Origin of the sequence: Longimicrobium sp. (assembly GCF_035474595.1) — a bacterium.
GTDB lineage: Bacteria > Gemmatimonadota > Gemmatimonadetes > Longimicrobiales > Longimicrobiaceae > Longimicrobium.
The window spans coordinates 22,971-39,972 of the sequence record NZ_DATIND010000140.1; the positions used below are offsets into that span (position 1 = coordinate 22,971).

At 65.8% G+C, this 17,002-nt stretch carries 12 protein-coding genes, 1 pseudogene and 1 riboswitch; of the genes and pseudogenes, 3 read left to right on the forward strand and 10 right to left on the reverse strand.

The features are described from left to right. The first annotated feature begins 381 nt into the window (after positions 1 to 381). Positions 382 to 1,068 carry a TMEM175 family protein gene (locus VLK66_RS24105; RefSeq protein ID WP_325312053.1) on the forward strand — a complete coding sequence of 229 codons (687 nt, stop codon included), beginning with the start codon at positions 382 to 384 and terminating at the stop codon, positions 1,066 to 1,068. 98 nt (positions 1,069 to 1,166) lie between these two features. On the opposite strand, the pseudogene VLK66_RS24110 reads toward VLK66_RS24105, so the two are convergent. Continuing rightward, positions 1,167 to 1,595 (reverse strand): annotated as a pseudogene (locus VLK66_RS24110) (phosphomethylpyrimidine synthase ThiC); the annotation flags it as partial. Positions 1,596 to 2,188: 593 nt separating this feature from the next. Between VLK66_RS24110 and VLK66_RS24115 the strand changes: the two are divergent. Both VLK66_RS24115 and VLK66_RS28800 read left to right on the forward strand, forming a co-directional pair. Next, a complete protein-coding gene (locus tag VLK66_RS24115; RefSeq protein ID WP_325312054.1) occupies positions 2,189 to 3,202 on the forward strand; it encodes a hypothetical protein in 1,014 nt (337 codons plus the stop codon). Then, positions 3,180 to 3,995, forward strand: a complete 816-nt coding sequence (locus tag VLK66_RS28800) for a UbiA family prenyltransferase (RefSeq protein WP_414676528.1) — start codon at positions 3,180 to 3,182, stop codon at positions 3,993 to 3,995. The genes VLK66_RS24115 and VLK66_RS28800 overlap by 23 nt, the downstream gene beginning before the upstream one ends. 845 nt (positions 3,996 to 4,840) lie before the next feature. On the opposite strand, the gene thiC is transcribed toward VLK66_RS28800, so the two are convergent. From thiC to VLK66_RS24160, 9 genes are all read right to left on the reverse strand, one after another. Further along, positions 4,841 to 6,601: a phosphomethylpyrimidine synthase ThiC gene (gene thiC / locus VLK66_RS24120; protein WP_325312055.1), complete on the reverse strand. Its 1,761-nt coding sequence runs from the start codon at positions 6,599 to 6,601 to the stop codon at positions 4,841 to 4,843. Positions 6,602 to 6,736: 135 nt separating this feature from the next. Further along, a riboswitch (TPP riboswitch) is annotated at positions 6,737 to 6,834 on the reverse strand. A gap of 63 nt (positions 6,835 to 6,897) precedes the next feature. After that, a complete protein-coding gene (locus tag VLK66_RS24125; RefSeq protein ID WP_325312056.1) occupies positions 6,898 to 8,235 on the reverse strand; it encodes a 1-acyl-sn-glycerol-3-phosphate acyltransferase in 1,338 nt (445 codons plus the stop codon). Next, positions 8,232 to 10,292 carry an AarF/UbiB family protein gene (locus VLK66_RS24130; RefSeq protein WP_325312057.1) on the reverse strand — a complete coding sequence of 687 codons (2,061 nt, stop codon included), beginning with the start codon at positions 10,290 to 10,292 and terminating at the stop codon, positions 8,232 to 8,234. Before VLK66_RS24130 ends, VLK66_RS24125 begins: the two co-directional genes overlap by 4 nt. Positions 10,293 to 10,296: 4 nt before the next feature. Then, positions 10,297 to 12,078, reverse strand: a complete 1,782-nt coding sequence (locus tag VLK66_RS24135) for a long-chain fatty acid--CoA ligase (protein ID WP_325312058.1) — start codon at positions 12,076 to 12,078, stop codon at positions 10,297 to 10,299. Between the two features lie 141 nt (positions 12,079 to 12,219). Beyond that, positions 12,220 to 13,758, reverse strand: coding sequence for a hydroxymethylglutaryl-CoA reductase (locus VLK66_RS24140; protein WP_325312059.1), 1,539 nt, complete (start codon positions 13,756 to 13,758; stop codon positions 12,220 to 12,222). Positions 13,759 to 13,933: 175 nt separating this feature from the next. Beyond that, positions 13,934 to 15,106 (reverse strand): ArsA family ATPase, encoded by a 1,173-nt coding sequence (locus VLK66_RS24145; protein WP_325312060.1) that lies wholly within the window; start codon positions 15,104 to 15,106, stop codon positions 13,934 to 13,936. A 180-nt stretch (positions 15,107 to 15,286) separates the two neighbouring features. After that, positions 15,287 to 15,904, reverse strand: a complete 618-nt coding sequence (locus VLK66_RS24150; protein ID WP_325312061.1) for a hypothetical protein — start codon at positions 15,902 to 15,904, stop codon at positions 15,287 to 15,289. 55 nt (positions 15,905 to 15,959) lie between these two features. Beyond that, positions 15,960 to 16,385, reverse strand: coding sequence for a type II toxin-antitoxin system VapC family toxin (locus VLK66_RS24155; protein WP_325312062.1), 426 nt, complete (start codon positions 16,383 to 16,385; stop codon positions 15,960 to 15,962). After that, entirely contained in the window at positions 16,372 to 16,608 is a 237-nt protein-coding gene (locus VLK66_RS24160) for a hypothetical protein (protein ID WP_325312063.1), read from the reverse strand. The genes VLK66_RS24155 and VLK66_RS24160 overlap by 14 nt, the downstream gene beginning before the upstream one ends. Positions 16,609 to 17,002: the final 394 nt, after the last annotated feature.

Genomic DNA, 17,002 nt, shown 5'->3' on the forward strand with positions numbered 1-17,002 from the left:
AGGAGGCGCCCTCTTCGTTCATCGGCGGCGTGACCCCGGCTCAATCCGCCGCGACCGTCTCCTCCGCCCCGACTCGGGCGGCGATCGTCGCATCCACCACCGGAAGGTACACCTCGCCACCGTTTCGCGGAACTCGGACCTCGTGCGCTGCGCTGGAACTCGCCTCGGCCAACTTTCTGCCTGATCCGTCCCCTCCTGCGCTGAAGATGGCCACGGTCCGTACGATCCACGTCGGGTAGGGTTGCGCCGGTCAAGTCCACCTGCGGAGCACCGTTGCCCTGCCCGTCTGGGGCACTCTCTTTGCGGCGTTTACTCCGCCCCGAACGCCCTCGGTGGAGAGGGTGAGAAGCTGCGCCCCGGCGCCACCGGCAAGGAGGAGCGATGGCCGAACGAACCCACGCGCGGACCCATGGTGCCGAGCGCGGACTCAGCCGTTTCGAGGGGTTCAGCGACGCGGTTTTCGCAATCGCGCTGACCCTGCTGATCGTCGAGATCAAGGTCCCCGGATCGCCCGAGGGGCCGCATGGCTACAGCGATCTGGCGAGGGCCATGGCCGAGCAGTGGCGCGAGCATCTCGCCCTCGTCCTCTGCTACCTCGTGATCGGCGCCTACTGGCTGCAGCACCATTATTCGGGCCGAATCTACGCCAGGAGCGATCACTGGTTCGGCGCGATCAACCTCCTGTTCCTGCTGGCCATCGTCGTCGTCCCCTATCCGATCCGCGTCTGGTGCTTCCACCTCGGCACGCCCTTCGAGTCCCTCGCGTCGGTGACCCTGGTGGCCGGCCTCGCCCTGACCGCCTGCACCTGGATGGCCAAGTGGTTCTACGGAATGGCGGGCCGCCGGGTGATGGACGAACGGCTCGCGCCCGACTTCCTCCGGCAGATGACGCGCCGCTACGGCATTGCGACGCTGATCCAGATCGCCGCCGTTCCGGTCGCCGTCGCGGCGCCGCGCATGGGAGTGGCCATCGCGCTGCTGTGCGTCGCCTTCTTCCTGCTGCCGCAGCCCAAGCCGCGCTACAAGCCCGGAGAGGAGCCGAGCGAGGAGGAGAAATTGGAAGAGTAGCGATTGCGCGAGGTCGAAAGCAGTAGCCGACACACACTGAACGAGGGGAGCACCGGCTGGGCTCCCCTCGTCCGTTCCCTGCTGGCCACTCGAAGCGATCAATCCGCCGCGACCGTCTCCTCCGCCTCGATGGCCTCGTCGATCGCCGCGTCCACCACCGGAAGGTACACCTCGCTCCCACGCTCGCGGAACTCGGTGCTCTTGGCGGCCATGCCGGCCTCTGCAGCCGCCAGCTGCGCGGCGTAATCGCGCACGTCCTGCGTGATCTTCATCGAGCAGAACTTCGGCCCGCACATGCTGCAGAAGTGCGCGATCTTGGCGCCCTCGGCCGGCAGCGTCTCGTCGTGGTACGCCAGCGCGGTCACCGGGTCCAGCGACAGGTTGAACTGGTCGCGCCAGCGGAACTCGAAGCGCGCCTTGCTCAGCGCGTCGTCCCACTCCTGCGCGCGGGGATGGCCCTTCGCGAGGTCCGCTGCGTGCGCCGCGATCTTGTAGGTGATCACCCCCGCCTTCACGTCGTCGCAGTTCGAGAAGCTACGGCGTAGCCCCTACAGTTATAGTCTTCTGCTACATAGACGTTCCTTCCCACATAAAGCAGAGTGGCTGATTAGAGAACATCGTTGTTGCTGACCCGTTTCCAATTTATGTTGGCAGCGTTATCGAAGCCCCGACCCTCTTCACCGCCAAGACCAAATATATGAACGGGCGACGCACTCCCCCCGGCATTCCTTCTGTCTTTAGAGGGACCACGGGGTACTTCCTGGCCGGCGTCGCGTGTACGTTAGCCGGATATGCACTTAAGCACGGGACCATGTTCCCTCGAGGAGAGGACTTAGCCTTTATTGGGCTTTTCTGGCTACTGCTCTTGGCATGCCTGACTAACCATGCCGCTCGTTATGAACAGCGCTCCGTCCGTCCGCGCGATATACCATCTTTGCACTCGTTATCGATTTACCTACCCGCGATGCTTGTTTTCGGGTTCTTCGTTCTTGCGTACCTTTATTATGCAGCGTACAAAGACGACTTGTTCAAGGACCCGCACTGGGTGGTAGTCCTTCTCGCGGCCTCAATTCCGTTCGGTGTCATCTCGGCCCACCGGACGATTCGACCACGTGACTCCGTGCTATTCACCTTCCGTGCGCGCTCGTACTTTCCAGCACTTGCAACCTGCTTGCCTGCCTTCAGCGTCGGATACTATCTACAAGCCAAGGAGGGTGTTATCCTCTTGGTCGTATCAGGAGTGCTCACCCTGACACTATGGTTTGCCTCGCTATGGCTTTCTGTAAAGGCAATATACGGGATCCAAGGGCTTCTATTACTGACCGTAATTGGTTTGTTCATGCTATTGCGGGTTGAGTGGATCAGTGTTTGGATTCTTGGGATGTTCCTGACGCTCGCAATGGGTGTGTCCGAGGCTTGGCGGGTCACCACAAGCGTCCTTGCCGGGCTTGAATACCGGCCGAATGACAATTACTCCCTCAATGAACAGCGCTCGTTCTTGAGTGGAGCGAATGTGGCTACGGCGTTATTTTTGCCGCTTTTCCTTTCGACTTACCTGCACCTGCAGACCGAGTCGTCATACCTGCCGTTTGTGATGGTATGGTTACTTGCTGGATCGCTGGTTTGGTTCAGATACGGGAGTTCAGCAAACTACAGGCGAATGAGTCTCTGGGCGGCCGTATTTGGGATCAGTCTGCCCTTGGAATTGGCTGTCGCGGCGCATATGAAGGGGGAGATAGCGTTGCCGGAACCGCCGTTGGCATGCGTCGGCGGGATGTACTCGATCATGGCGGGATTGCTTGCGGTCGTCATGGGCGTCAGTCTCAAGACGCACAAGCAGATGCCTAGGACACAACAAGCACTTGTCGAGCATTATGCGCAACCGAACAACGCCATCGCGCTCACTGGAGCTGTCTGCGGATTCTTCGCATTCGTCGGCTTGTTGTCGATAGTATTTGCCGGTGGCCCAAGCACCCGTTATGATCGTTTCAATTGGTTGATCCTGATTTACGTTCTGTTCGCAGCTGCAGCTTCTGGTTGGGCTTGGTGGGTAGCCCAGCCCGGGCCTAAGGAGGAGGCAGCCAATGCCACTCAACTACTTCCGCTGGCGGATGAAAATCCTCACCCTACTTAGGGGCCTATGGGTATCCGGACGCCCGATCCACTCCGTCATTGCCGGTTGCGCAACCGGGGCTACCATCGCATTCCTTCCGGCGGCGATATGGTGGCCTGCGTTAGCAGCGGGATGTGCAATGACCTTTGTTACGATGGCGGGATTTATAATCAATGACATTTATGACAAGTCCAAGGACGCTCTGGCGTGTATCCAACGACCTGTAACAATAGGTCTAGTTACGCGGCCTCAGGGGATCATCGCGAGTGGGTTGCTAATTCTCATTTCACTTGGGCTCACACCGCTACATGGTAAGTCCATGGTGATCCTCTCTATCACTGCTGCATCTGTTATTCTCTATTCGTTTTTTGCGCGGCATTTCCCCTTGTTCAAAGGCCTCTATACGGCGTTATTGTGCTGTGCTCCCCTCTCCTATGGCGCAGCTGTGGGTGGTGGACAGTTCCCAAATACTGTCTTTGCCGCACTTGTACTATACATCTCCGGCAGAGAAGTGTACTTGGACATCCGCGACATTGAGGGCGACAGCCGATTCGGCCTGAAAACTATTCCTGTCCTCATTGGTGTCGCCGCAGCACGAAGAATGGCAGTGATATTGATAGTGGTTGGAGGACTCTCTATGCTAGTTGTAGTTCGGTCTACACTCGGTTACCTACTAGCTTGCTCCTCTCTCCTGCTACTTGGCCTTGTACTCACGTGGCCGGGTCTGGAACTGCGGCGTCGCCTCCAACTCACTCGTATGCCCATGTTCTTAGGGGCTTTGGCACTTGCAAGTACAGTGTGGACAGTCCAATAGATGCGGTATCGACGCCTGACTCTGCCTCTTTCCGTTGTTGCGCTTCTCATCATCGTTCATTTCCTTAGCGCATACGGAGTAATCGTTCCGTCATCCGCAATAATTGAATTTTTAACAGACCGCCTCCGGTCGGGCAGTTTACTCCTTATCGCTACAATTTCGTTCTTCGAGGGCATGGTCGTATTTAACGCGTACTTTCCGGGGGGTGGAGTAATCCTGATTGCTATGGCTTCAACATCAGGGAACTTTGAGCGCGCAATCCTTACCTTTACTGCTATCGTAATCGGCTCTGGTTTCGCTCATCAGCTGGATTATTGGGCTGGTCGGCTCCTAGGTAGCCGGAGTGGTGGTGTAGATAACGCAATGCCTACGCTTCTTGAGGCATTCGCTAGTTACTGGCATCCGCATTCAGGGTCGCTCTATTCACTTAGGTCCGGGTCGGACGGTTTATCGTACGCCCGGTTTGCCTTTCGGTTTTCTGTTGCCTTTGGTGTGTGGAATATCTTTTGGGGCGTCCTTATGTACCAATTGGGGCGTGTCCCGATATCAAGTTCAGAGTTATTGACACTCTTCTACTTCTATCTCGGATGGTGGACAATTCAAGAGCTTCGTCTGGTTCGAAGGGTTTCTAGGGATTCGCGCACTTCAAGTAGAGAACCGCGATAGTCGCTTCTTTCAGAGGAGTCATTTGGCCTCCAGCTGCCTCAAGTCTGTGCAGATGATTCTTCCCTAACCACACCAAACCTCAATGCAGCGGGCGCAGTGTGACAACGCTACGGCGACCCAAACCGAGAGGATCACTAATCTGTGCCCTCCCGGTTACCGGGCAGAGTTTGTTGAGCAACTCAATCCGCCGCGACCGTCTCCTCCGCCTCGATGGCCTCGGCGATCGCCTCGTTTACCACCGGAAGGTACACCTCGCCGCCCCGTTCGCGGAACTCGGCGCTCTTGGCGGCCATCCCCGCCTCCGCCGCCTCCAGCTGCGCGGCGTAGTCGCGCACGTCCTGCGTGATCTTCATCGAGCAGAACTTCGGGCCGCACATGCTGCAGAAGTGCGCGATCTTGGCGCCCTCGGCGGGGAGCGTCTCGTCGTGGTACGCCAGCGCGGTCACCGGGTCCAGCGACAGGTTGAACTGGTCGCGCCAGCGGAACTCGAAGCGCGCCTTGGAGAGCGCGTCGTCCCACTCCTGCGCGCGCGGGTGGCCCTTGGCGAGGTCGGCCGCGTGCGCCGCGATCTTGTACGTGATCACGCCCGACTTCACGTCGTCGCGGTTCGGCAGCCCCAGGTGCTCCTTGGGCGTCACGTAGCAGAGCATGGCCGTGCCGTACCACCCGATCTGCGCCGCGCCGATCGCGCTGGTGATGTGGTCGTACCCGGGCGCGATGTCCGTCGTCAGCGGCCCCAGCGTGTAGAACGGCGCCTCCTGGCACCACTCCAGCTGCCGGTCCATGTTCTCCTTGATCAGGTGCATGGGCACGTGCCCCGGCCCCTCGTTCATGGTCTGCACGTCGAACTCCCACGCGATCCGGTTCAGCTCGCCCTGCGTCCTGAGCTCCGCGAACTGCGCCTCGTCGTTGGCGTCGTAGATGCTGCCCGGCCGCAGCCCGTCACCCAGCGAGAAGCTCACGTCGTACGCCCGCATGATCTCGCAGATCTCGCGGAAGTGCGTGTACAGGAAGCTTTCGCGGTGGTGCGCCAGGCACCACTTGGCGATGATCGACCCGCCGCGGCTCACGATCCCCGTCATCCGCTTCGCGGTCATGGGGATGTAGCGCAGCAGCACGCCCGCGTGCACGGTGAAGTAGTCCACCCCCTGCTCGGCCTGCTCCACCAGCGTGTCGCGGTACAGCTCCCAGGTCAGCTCCTCGGGCACGCCGCCCACCTTCTCCAGCGCCTGGTAGATGGGCACCGTGCCGATCGGCACGGGCGAGTTGCGCAGGATCCACTCGCGCGTCTCGTGGATGTTCTTCCCCGTGCTGAGGTCCATCACGGTGTCGGCGCCCCAGAGGGTGGCCCAGCGCAGCTTCTCCACCTCCTCCTCGATGGACGAGGTCACCGCGCTGTTCCCGATGTTCGCGTTCACCTTCACCTTGAACGCGCGGCCGATGATCATCGGCTCCAGCTCGGGGTGGTTGATGTTGGCGGGGATGATGGCCCGCCCACGCGCGACTTCGCTTCGCACCAGCTCGGCATCCACCCCTTCGCGCAGGGCCACGAACTCCATCTCGGGGGTGATGTCGCCGCGGCGGGCGTAGGCCATCTGCGTGACCGCCCCGTTGCCGCGCAGCGTTGGCCGCGCGAGCGACTCCGGCAGCTCGGCCGTGCTCCGGCCGGGGATCGGCGTGTACGTGCGGGAGACGGGGGATACGTCGCGCCCCGCGATCCACTCGCCGCGCACGGAGGGAAGCCCCTGGCGCACGTCGCCGCCCAGCGGGCCGCTGGTGTCGTACACGCGCAGCGGCGGCTCGCCGCCCGAGAGCCCGATCTCGCGCATGGGCACGCGGATGCCGTGGCGCCCGTCGACGTACACCTTGCGCGAGCTGGGGAAGGCGTCGCCGTAGTCGCCGGCGGGCGTGTCGGTGCGGGGGCGGGCGGTGGCGATCATGGCGTCTCCTTGCGCGAGCGTGTGCGTCCGGTGCGCGGCGCCTTTCAGGGAAACGGAAAGGCGCCGCCCGTGAGCACGGGTGGCGCCTGGGACGGATTTCCTTCGGGCGGTGGGGATTGAAGGAACGGACCGTCTTGCAACGACACGCCGCGCTCCCTACGCCGGTGTGATCCGGATCAGGTTCCAAGGGACTCTCTCAATCCCCATCTACGGGGATACCCCTGGCGGCTGAGAGTGAACTTAGGGGATGCGGCCGGTCCCGACCAGTCCCCATCCCCCCCGCGGTCCCGAAGGCTTCAATCGTCCCCCGACGCGGCGAGCTCCGCCTCGCGCTCCAGCGCGGAGCGCGGGGGGAGGGGGCGCGTGTCGAGCGTCCAGCGGAAGGAGCCCTCGCGCTCGGTGCGCTCGCGGCGGGTGAGGCCGCGGTAGCCGTACGGCGGCTTGCGCAGGACCCGCGCGAGCGCCAGGCCGATCCACCCCAACGGCATGTAGTAGAAGAGGATGTCCCAGTCGCGCAGGAAGGCGTGCAGCCCGTTCCGGGCCGGCGGGCGGCGGCGGTCGCGCTCGTGGCGGAGATAGGCGTACGGCCACCCCAGCGGCGTGCGGCTCCAGATGCGCCCCTTCAGCTTCCGCATCGAGCGGAACAGGCCGCGCACGTCCCACGGCTTCTTCCCGTGCTCGGCCACCGCCGCGTCCAGCCGCTCCTGCGACAGCCGCCGCACCCGCTCGGCCACGCGCAGCACGGCATCCCGGTCCGGATGATCGAGATCCGTCTCCCCCTCCTCGCGCAGCAGGCCGCGCACGTCGATGGGGTCGCCGACCACGAACACCATGCGGCAGGGGAAGCCCAGGTAGAACACGAAGGGGAAGAGCGCCGCCAGGAACACGGTGGGAATGGGGAAGAACGGCAGCCCCACGGTGTTGCGGAAGAGCCGGTTCAGCCACTCGAAGGTCACGCTGGTGGGGTTCACCCACTCCGCGTTGACGACCGCCACGGTGTAGACCGGCGCGCGGTGCTTGGCCGCGAGCGCTACGAACGAGGAATGGAAGTGCTGCAGCTGGTAGCGCTTCAGGAACCCCTTCCCGATCCCCGGCACCCCCTCGGGATAGTAGACGACCTTGTCGCCGCGGGCGAGGAGCGCGTCGTAGTTGGCGAAGGTCATGTCGACCCCGCCGCCGCGCCGCCACCAGTTGTCCAGCCCGTACGGCCGCATCCACCACACCGCCGCCAGCTGCGGCGTGTAGACCGAGCGGCACTTTCCCGCGCGGCCCAGGCCGTAGTGGCGCCAGAGCAGCCCGTCCAGCACCACCGCGTCGTGCGGAAAAGCGTTGCCGCTGTGGTTGGGGGCGATGATGAGCGGTCCGCCCTCGGGGATCTTCTCCGCGCCGACGATCTGGCCGCGGAACCAGTGGTCCACGATCTCGCCCAGGAAGCCGCGGTTCAGCGACTCGATGTACTCCCAGTCGATGGGGTCGTGCGCGGCCTCGTCCGCCGCCGGCAGCTCGGGAACGGCGCCGACGGCGGGGATCTCGTCCTGCTCGGGGTCGAAGCGCTCCCACAGCTGCTCCAGGTCGGCGGCGCCGAGCTCCAGGTCCACCCGGAAGGGCGCGGCGGCGGGCTCCGGCTTCTTCATCTCCCGAAGACCGACAGGACCAGCGCCAGCAGGAACATCCCTCCCCACAGGAGCGGCGAGGCGTGCTGGATGGCCGCCAGCACGCCGCCCACGATGCAGGCGGCGGCCAGGATGGCGCCCTTGATCCCCTGCAGCGGGTTGGAAGGCTGGCGGTTGTTCAGGTGCTCGTCGGCGAACTTGAAGCCGGCGGAAAGGAGCTGCGGCAGGCGCACCGCCATGTCCACCAGCTCCGGGCTCCCGCGCAGGATCTGCCGCGCCAGCAGGCGGGGGTCGAACTGCTGCTGGAAGATCCGCGACACGTGCCTGCGCGAGACGGCGGCCACGTCCAGCTGCGGGTCCAGCGTGCGGCCCACGCCCTCGAAGGTCACCAGCGCCTTCACCATCAGCGTCATCTCCACGGGGAAGAAGACGCGGTACTTTCCGCCCAGCCCCACGGACTCGAGGATCAGCTGGGCGATGGAGATGTCGCCGCGGCCCGCGCGCGAGACGAAGCGGCGCGACAGGTCGGCCACGGCGCGGCGGAAGCCCTGCGGGTCGCCGCCCTTCCCCAGCGTGGCCATGTCGGTCAGGTAGCGCGTGGACCCGTCGATGTCGCCCGAGACCAGCGCGTGGAAGTAGTACAGCATCTGCCGCCGCGTGCGCTCCTCGAAGCGCCCCACCATCCCCAGGTCGATGAACCCCACGCGCACGCGGTCGCCGGGGAGGATCATCAGGTTCCCCGCGTGCAGGTCGGCGTGGAAGAAGCCGTCGCGGTACAGCATGCGGATGATGGACGCGGCGCCCAGGTCGATCACCCGCTCGCGCTCCTCGGGCGTCAGCTGCTCGGTGGGCGGCGAGCCGGGCTTGAACCCCGGCATGAACTCCATCGTCAGCACGTCGCCCGACGACAGCTCGCGGTAGATTTTGGGGAAGACGACGTCGGGCGTGTCGCGGAAGTTCGCGGCGAAGGTCTCGGCGTTGTCCGCCTCGAAGTTGTAATCGACCTCCTTGGCGGTATACGCGCTGAACTCGCGCACGATCTGCCGCGGCTGGTAGCGGGGGATCACCCACTGCAGGAAGCCGCCGACCATCCCCAGCAGCGTCAGGTCGCTCTCGATCATCTCCCGCACGCCGGGCTTGATCACCTTCACCACCACGTCCTCGCCCGCCAGCGTTCGGGCCCGGTGCGCCTGGGCGATGGAGGCGGAGCCGATCGGCTGCTCGTTCACCGAGGCGAAGGAGGCTGCCAGCGGCCGGTCCAGCGAGCGCTCGATGATCTCGCGGACCTGGGTGAAGGGGATGGCCGGGAGGCGGTCGAAGAGGTTGGCCAGCTCGCGGGTGATGCTGCGCGGGAGCAGGTCCTCGCGGATGGCCATGATCTGGCCGAGCTTGATGTACGTGGGCCCCAGGATCTCCAGCCGCCGCCGCAGCTGCTGCGGAAAGGCCAGCTTGCGGATGTCGCGGTCCAGGAAGGGCCAGACGATGGAGGCGGTGAGCCGCGGGAACCAGGAGTGCAGCCCGTGCCGCCGCTCGCGCGGCAGCGCGCGGACGTACGTCACCGCGCCCCCGGCCAGGAGCCCGAGCACGTGCTTGTAGACCACGAAGAAGCGCCGCACCACGCCGCGGTACGGGCGCAGCGGGTCGAACACGAACGGCATGGCGCGCGGCTTCGGGGCCACGTGCGGCGCGTCGGGATGGGGATCGGGGGATGGGGATGCGGCGCGCGGCGGCGGCTCGGCGGTGGTCTCGTCCGCCGGCCCGGCGCGGAAGGTCTCGCGCGAGACGACGGCGTGCGCCTCCGGCAGCGTCACCTCGTCGAACGAATGCGCGCGCTCGTCGTCGGCGATAGACGGCGCAGCATCGGCCCCGGGCTCGGCGCGGAGATGCGGCGCGTCGTCCGCGGCCGCGGGCTCAGGACGGTCGGCTGGAGAATCGGCGCCCAGCGCGGCGACGAACTGGCCCACGTCGCCGAACAGCTCCAGGCGCGGCTCGGCGTGGCGCGGCTGGGGGCGCGACGCCTCGTCGTCCGCGGGCTCGTCGTCCGCCGCGCCGGGGGTGGGGGCCGGGTTCCTCCGCACGGGCTCAGGCGTACAGCGTCTGGATGTCGTCGGCGTGACGCTCGTTGATCACCCGCCGCTTGATCTTCATGGTGGGCGTCAGCTCGCCGGTCTCGATGCTCCACGGGTGCTTCACCAGCGCGAACTTCTTCACCTGCTCCCAGTGCGGCAGGTGCGCGTTCACCGCGTCCACCTCGCGCTGGATCAGCTCGCGCACCTGGGGGAGGCCCAGCACGTCGGCGTCCTTGGCCAGCGGCTGGCCGGTCTCCGCGAAGTGCTTCACGACCGTGTCCACGCTCACCACCAGCAGGGCCGAGCAGAACTGGCGGCTGTTGCCGATCACCACCACCTGGTCGATGAACCGGCTGTGCGCCAGCCGCTGCTCGATGGGCTGCGGGGCGATGTACTTCCCCGTGCTGAGCTTCATCATCTCCTTCTTGCGGTCGGTGATGGTCAGGAAGCCTTCCCCGTCGATCACCCCGATGTCGCCCGTCTTGAACCAGCCGTCCTCCATCACCTCGGCCGTGGCCTCGGGCGCCCTGAAGTAGCCCTCCATCACGTTGGGCCCGCGCACCCAGATCTCCCCGTCGCCGGCGATGCGGATCTCCACCCCGGAGATGGGCGAGCCGACCGAGCCGGCGCGCAGCCTGTCCTTCTCGTAGACGGTGATCACGGGCGAGGTCTCGCTCAGCCCGTATCCCTGGCCGCAGAAGATGCCGATGGCGTTGATGAAGTTCATCACCTCCTTCGACAGCGCCGCGCCGCCGCTGGTGATGGCCTTCAGGTTCCCGCCGAAGAGCGCGCGCAGCTTCTTGAAGACGAGCGCGTCGGCGATGGCGTACTGCACGCGGTCGCCCAGGCCGATCTCCTTCTCCACGTCGAAGCGGTCGGCCAGCCCCAGCCCCCAGGCCAGGATCTTCTTCTGCGCGCCGGAGAGCGTGTCGACCCTGGCGTGGATGGCCGCGTACACCTTCTCCAGCAAGCGGGGGACGCTGGAGAAGTGCACCGGCGTCACGAACGCCAGGTCGGCCAGCATCTCCTCGAAGTTCTCCACGAACCAGATGGGATAGCCGACGTGGAGATACAGGTAGCCCAGCATCCGCTCGAAGACGTGCGAGAGGGGGAGGTAGGACAGGATCTTCCCGCCGCGCTCGCCCTCGATGTCCCACGGCATCCGCTCCAGCGAGGAAAGGACGTTGGACGCCAGGTTCCAGTGCGTCAGCATCACCCCCTTGGGCGTGCCCGTGGTCCCCGAGGTGTAGATGAGGGTCGCCAGGTCGTCCGGCTTCGCCTGCGCGCGCGACTCGCGGAAGAAGCCGGGCTCCTTCGCCTTCGCCGCCTCGCCGCGCGCCAGCACCTCCTGCCACGACAGCATCCCCGGCGCGAACGAGCCGCGGATGCCGACGGTGGCCTTCAGCGTGGCCACGTTCGGGAGGATGGAGGCCACGGGCTGGTGCAGCTTCGCGGACGAGACGATGTACGCCACCGCCTCGGAGTTCTCCAGGATGTACTGGATCTGGTCCGCCGGCTGGGTGGTGTAGATGGGAACGTCGACGGCGCCGAGGGAAAGGACGGCCAGGTCGGCGATCAGCCACTCGGCGCTGTTCTCGGCGTGCAGCGCCACGCGGTCGCCGCGGCGCACGCCCAGGTCGTGCAGCCCGTACGCGAAGAGCTCCACCTGCCGCTCGAACTCCGCGCGCGAGGTCTCGATCCACTTGCCGTCGCGCTTGGTGGCGACGGTGGCGGGTGTCACGTTCTTCGGCAGCCCCTGCTCGACCAGGGCCAGGAGGGTGGTGGGGGTGTACATGCGGGCTTTCGGTGCGAGGAAAAGTCTGAGTGCCTAGTGCCTAGTGCCTAGTGGCGGAGAGTACCGCGCCCACTTGGCACTTGGCACTTGGCACTTGGCACTTGGCACTTGGCACTTGGCACTTGGCACTTGGCACTGCCGTTATCTGTTCCGCCCGTACTGCTCGTGGCTCGAGACCCAGTCGGACGACGAGATCGCGGAGCCCAGCGAGAGCTCGCCGGCCAGCACCACGCCGGCCACGATCTCGGCGAACTTGTTCACCGTGCCGCGGCCCACGCACCCCATGGCCGCCAGGCACTCGCGCTGGGTCGGCAGCCCGGTGCCGCCGCCGTGGGTGGCCACGATCAACGACGGAATGGTGATGGAGATGTACAGGTCGCGCTCGGGCGTGAGCTCGGCGTACATCACCCCCGCGCTGCTCTCGGCCACGTTCGCCACGTCCTGCCCGGTGGCGATGAAGATGGCGGTGATGGCGTTGGCCGAGTGCGCGCCGTTGTTGTTGGCGCCGGACAGGATGGAGCCGATGTTCGCCACGCCGTGGTGGTACACCAGGCTCTCGGGCTCCACCCGCATGCGCTGGATCAGCGCGTCGCGCTTGATCACCGCCTCGGCCGTCACCCGCTTGCCGCGCGTGCGCATGATGTTGATCTGCGACGCCTTCTTGTCGGTGGCGAAGTTCGACTCGAGGTAGAAGTGGCGGACGCCGGGGTACTGGTCCAGGATCCACGAGCACGCCGCGAACGTCGCGCGCCCCACCATGTTCTGCCCCGCCGCGTCGCCCGTGTGGTAGTTGAAGCGGAGGAAGACGAACTTGTTGGAGAGGTAATGGTCGACGTACTTCAGCTTCGCCACGCTGCTGGTGGCCTCGGCCTCCTGCGCGATGCGGGGCTGGTTCGCCTGCACCCACTCCACGAACTCCCGCCCCTGACGCGCGTTGTCGAACACGAACACCGGCGCGCGCTGCATGGCGTCGCCCACCACCGACACGCTCACGCCGCCGCACGCGTTCAGCAGCGCGATCCCCCGGTTGTAGCTGGCCACCAGCGTCCCCTCGGTGGTGGCCATGGGGATCACGAACTCGCCCTGCGCGTGCTCGCCGTTCACCTGCAGCGGCCCGGCGAAGCCGATCGGCACCTGGGCCACGCCGGTGAAGTGCTCCACGTTCCCCTTCAGCAGGTGCGGATCGAAGGAGAAGCGCCTTACGTGGTCCAGCGGCGCGCCCGAGAACTCCTCCACGAACGCCTGGCGCGCGCGGATGGCCTCGGGCGAGTAGTCGTCGGTGGCGTCGCGCGGGATCTTCTTCGCCAGCGGCAGCTGCTCGGCGATGGCGTCCTGCACGTTCAGCTTCAGCTTGCCGAACGGCTTGCTGTCGAACACGATCTCGATCTCGTGCTTCCCCAGCGGCAGCGCGGGGCGCTTCGCCACGATGTGCAGCGAGTGCTTCAGCGGGAACGCGAGCGGCCGGTCGGCGCTGATCTGGTGGCACTGGACGATGCCGTCCTCCAGCCGCACCTCCACGTCGTGCAGCGGGATCTCCTGCCCGTTGATGCGGATGCCGCGCAGCCCCGTGACCGTGGCGTCGCTCAGCCGGTTCTTGATGGAGAACTGCACCCCGTCGTCGGAGTTCTTCAGGCTTCCGAAGGTGTACAGCTGCTTCAAGAGAAGGCTGGGGACGAACATCGGATGGGTCTCCGGAGGGCGGGTTCGGGAACGGTTCCCTGGACGGCGAAGCAAAGCCGCGAAGACACGAAAACCCGGGCGGCCGCGCGGGAAGGCGCGGCCGCGGCCGGGTTCCGTCCGCGGCGGCTGGGTGCTGCGGGTTGTCCGGGATTTGCTTCCGCGGCGGTCCGGCGCGCTAGGCGGCGGCCTGCGCGAACCTCACGCGCAGCCACCCGTTGCGGACGCTGGCCGCACCAAGTGTATAGTACGCAAGGAATTTGGGCAACAGGTAGTTGCGGCGCTGGTTGGCCAGCTGGATCACCAGCTGGTCGCCCGCGTGGCGCGCCTCCACCTCGCCCTCGTGCGCGAACGGAAGGCGCAGCTCCAGCACGTAGTCCTTCCCCTCCTCGCTGACCCGGTAGGTCTGCCCGCTGTACATCAGCGCCGCCGGGTCTTTCGCCCCGTACAGCTCCTCGCCGATCTCGCGCAGCAGCTCCACCCCGAACACCTCGCGCCCGCTGTGGGGGACGTGGAGGATGGGGAGGGGCGAGAAGGAGTGGTCGATCTCCTCAAGGTACTTCTTCTGCGCCGCCACGTAGCGCGCCAGCACGGGGCCGGTCCCCTCCTCCGGCATCACGCGGTTCACGATCACGGCGTCCACGCCGTAGCCGTAGAGCTGGAGGTAGGTGTAGGCGCGCCTGGCCTCCTCGATCACCATCTTCTCGGGGTTCATCACCAGCCGCACCGACGAGATGTCGCTGTTGCCCAGCACGTCCTGGATGCTCTTCAGCTTCTCGAACAGGCGGTTCAGCTCGTCGTAGCCCTTGTCCAGCGGGATGCCGGTCGTCTTGCGCAGCGCGAAGCCGGCGGTCTTGATCGCCGTCTTCTGGAAGGGAAAGGCGCGCGACATCCACCACTGCGTGGCCTGCGGGAGGGTGAGCAGCGTCAGCGTCTCGCCCGTCGGCGCGCTGTCGACCACGATCAGGTCGTAGTCGCCGCTCCGGTAGAACTGCTCCAGCCAGAGCAGAACGGAGCCCTCGTTCATCCCCGGCAGCGCCGCCATCTCCTCGGCCGCGATGCGGTCGACGCCCTGCCAGCGGAACACGGTGAGCATCAGCTCGCGCATGTTCCCCCAGTACTTCTTCATGCTGTAGTAGAGGTCCACCTCCTGCGCCCACAGGTTCTCGGCCACCTGCACGGGCTCGGGCCCCAGCGGCATGTCCAGCGCGTCGGCCAGCGAGTGCGCGGGGTCCGACGACAGCACCAGCGTGCGGTACCCCTGCTCCGCCGCGCGCAGCGCCGTGGCCGCCGCGCAGGTGGTCTTCCCCACGCCGCCCTTCCCCGTGAACAGCAGTATGCGTTTGGCCATGATGATGGCTCCCGGAATCGCGTGTCGACCGCCTCGCGCATGCCTATGATGCGACGCAGCAATCTATGACACGTTGCGTCAAAGAGCCAGAGGATGATCCCCGGCGGAGACCACGGAGGTGACGAAGGGGATGGTGATTCCTCCGTGACCCTCTGCTCTCCGTGAAAGACAACCGGATGCCTACTCGCGCACGTCTACACCGGTGATGCGCCGCGATTCGTCCCAGCGGATCAGGACCTCGCCCATCTGCACGATCTCGTTGTACGCGTCGCTGTCGCGCTCCAGCCGGTCGCAGTCGAAGCGCACGCGCCCGGGCGCACCGGCGGTGTGCGAGATCGCCTGGGCGACGAAGCGGAGCGCGGGCAGAAGCTCCTTCATCTCCGACGCCCTCTCCTGCTCGACCTTCCACCGCTCCTCGCCGTCGAACGCGCCGCGCCGCTCCAGCTTCCAGCGGCGGTCGCCGAAGGCACGCCGCCCGCCGCTCACCGCCGCCAGCAGGTCGCCCGCGACGAGCGGGAGGACGGGCGCGAGCGCCGCCATCTCCGCGTCGGGCGGGATAAGGACGGGCTGCATCGCGATCGCCCGGCGCCAGCTCTCGGCCGCTTGGCCGAGCCGTCCGCACCGCGCGGCCGCCACCGCCAGCTCCATCCACGTGGAGGCGCTGTCGTCCAGCGCCACGGCCCGCTCCAGCAGCGCCACGCGGTCCGCGGGCTCCGCCGCGCGCCGCGCCTGCCGCCGCAGCCTGCCCGCCGCGCGGCCCTTGCCGATCCAGTGGAAGAACCGGGAGATGGGGTTCATGGCGGGGGATGGAGCGGGCGGCGGGCTACGAGCAGCGAGGAGGGGTGCGTTGCGATCAGTTCGCGGCGGGCCGGAGCAGCGGTTGAAAGCCTGCCTGGCGAAAGTGGTTGTCCGTCGTGAGCGCGTCCGTGATCCCGCGATCGCGCATGACTACGAACGATGTGCAGTCCGTCAGGCTCCACGCCTTGTCGGGCCGGCTGCGGAAGAGTGCGAGAGCTTGAGAATACACGGACTCACTCCACGGAAGGATCTCGACATTGGGATCAGCTGCCATGCCTGCGAGGAAACGCGCAGTCTGAGCGCGGCGACGCGGGTCGGACATCGCGTTGCCGATCTCCAGGCACACCGGCCTCGTCAGCACGAGCCTGACCTGATTGCGCAGCTGGGTTCCGAGCGTAACGGCGGCGACATGATGCTCGTCGTCCACGTTGAGCAACGCGATCGCGAACGCCGTGTCGATGAGAACCTCAGTCCTCCTCATCGATCACGCCGCCATAGAGATAATGATCCACGCGTTCGGACCAATCCGCCGGCCCATGAACCGGATTTGCGAGCGCGACGTCGATGAAGGAAACCGGGGCGGGCGCTCCCGTCTCCTCGATCGGCTCGTAGGTCATCACGAATCGCGAGTTCGGGGCGAGCTGGAGCGGCTCGTCGGGATGAACCGTTTCCCCGTCGTACGTGGCCTCGACTTTACGAGTCATAAATGCTCCCGGACGGTGGCTTCGATTTGCCTGGAATTGAAGATAGTAAACACCCCTAATTTCGCCAAGGTCCTACGGGCGGCGGCGCGGCCGGCTTCGCCATTTCCTCGCGGAGGACGGGCACCAGCACACCTTCCCCACGTTCCGGTGGTGGCGCGAGATCTACCACGAATATCCCTACGGATGATCGTAACGTCGGACGGATAGGTCCTTGGGGCCCTGGAGCTTCAGCTCTCGCGCTGTTGCAAGCCAGGATACCGGCTTCGGCTCCGGAGCGAGCTCGTCATCCACCCCGCCGGCTTCGTCACGTGGCTCCTCGGCTCCAGGGGAATCGTTGACGCGAACGGTGATCACTACCCGTGTGCCGGGTTCGAGCGGCAGCGGTTCGTCGACT